This is a genomic window from Thauera sp. ZXT1-4, from assembly GCF_052598215.2.
In genome coordinates this window covers 1-1,394 of sequence record NZ_JBQWSN020000100.1, presented here as the reverse complement: position 1 = coordinate 1,394, position 1,394 = coordinate 1, and the positions used below count along the sequence as shown (strand labels likewise).

Annotated in this window: 1 protein-coding gene; it reads right to left on the bottom strand. The window is 65.3% G+C overall.

Annotated elements, in window-relative coordinates; translation table 11 throughout:
* Positions 1-26: 26 nt before the first annotated feature.
* The gene (locus tag ACUH78_RS19245; protein ID WP_510497612.1) at positions 27-1,349 is read right to left on the bottom strand and encodes an ISL3 family transposase; all 1,323 of its coding nucleotides are present in this window, start codon (positions 1,347-1,349) and stop codon (positions 27-29) included.
* Between the last annotated feature and the right edge of the window lie 45 nt (positions 1,350-1,394).

Here is a 1,394-nt window from a genome sequence, read left to right as displayed (position 1 = left end):
TGCCGTTTCCAGTGGAAATTGACTTCTCAACAAACATGACGGTAGCGCCCGTAGTCGCGGGGGATGGCCGGCACCAGGGGGTTCTGCGGTAGATGCTTGAGCTTGGACATGCGCAGGTAGGCCATGGCGATGAAGTTCTCGATGTTGCGGAAGCCTCGGGCGGCGGTCTTCGTCTGTTGGAGCAGGCCATTCATCGCTTCGACGTAGGCGTTGCTGCGTCCGTCGAGCATGCCGCGCACGACGCCACCGAGGTGCTCCTTCAGGGTGAGCGCCAGTCGCTTGAAGGGCTCCAGGCGGCTGCGGCGCGCCCAGCTCAGCCATTTGCTCATGGCACCTTGCGCGATCTCCTCGCTGTTGCTCGCGGCTGCATCGCGATAGACCAGCCGCAGCGCCTGCTTCAGGCGCCAGGCACGCGCGCTCTTCAGATTCGAGCGCTGCAGCCAGTGCATCGCCTCGAACTGGGCACGGGTCCAGCTCACCGGGTTCTTGCGCATCCCCCACAGCAGCTGACGCAGCGTCTTCTTGCTCTGTGCGCCGACCGCTTCGCGCACCACTGCCGCCGAGCTACGCATCTCTTCGCGACGCACCTCGTCCATCGCCGCGTTGGCCAGCGCCACGACATGAAAGCGGTCGTAGCTGATCTGGGCATTGGGCAGCGACTGGCCGATCCCCTTGGCGTAGGCCGCGCTCATGTCGATGCAGGCATGCTCGATGGCCAGCGGATCGCCGCCGTGCGCACGCATGTCCTGGGCAAAGGCCTGCAACGTAGCGTGATCGCGCCCCGGGGTGGCAAACAGCAAACGCTTGGCTTCAAGGTCATGCACGACGGTGATGTACGCGTGCCCGCGCTTGACGCTGGTCTCGTCGATGCCAACGTAACGGACGCCCGACATGTCATCCTTGGCACGGGCCACCTCGACGTAATGGCGTACGCGGCGCCACAGGCGCTTCGGAGCGACCCGCAACTGGTTGGCGGCCTGGCGCACCGGCATCTCTCGGCACAGCGACAGGCTCAGCGCCTCGAACAGCAGGGTAAAGCCGCTCCCCTCACGCGCCCACGGCACCGGCAACTGCGTGGTCTTGCCGCAGCCGTTGCACTGCACGCGCGGGATCTCGGCATGCAGCCACGCTTCGAACTGAAAGAAATCCAGGTGACGCCAGCTGCGCCGTACGCGGTCGTGGATCAGCTGATGCTCGACCCCACACGCCGGACACGTAGCACGACCGCCGGTGTGCTCGACCTCGAAGTCGATCCGCCGCTTGGCTGTGTTGAGCTCGACCTTGGCGACGTGCCAGGGCGGCTGCAGGCCAAGTGCGGTAGTGAAGAGAGCTTCGATCTGGGTGTTCATCGGGCGCGAGGTCGGCGTCAGGTTCGGGCGGTTGTACCACCGATC

What these genes read in the sequence shown, in the direction of transcription:
- ACUH78_RS19245 (WP_510497612.1), bottom strand. Translation starts at nt 1,349, where the DNA reads ATGAACACCCAGATCGAAGCTCTCTTCACTACCGCACTTGGCCTGCAG.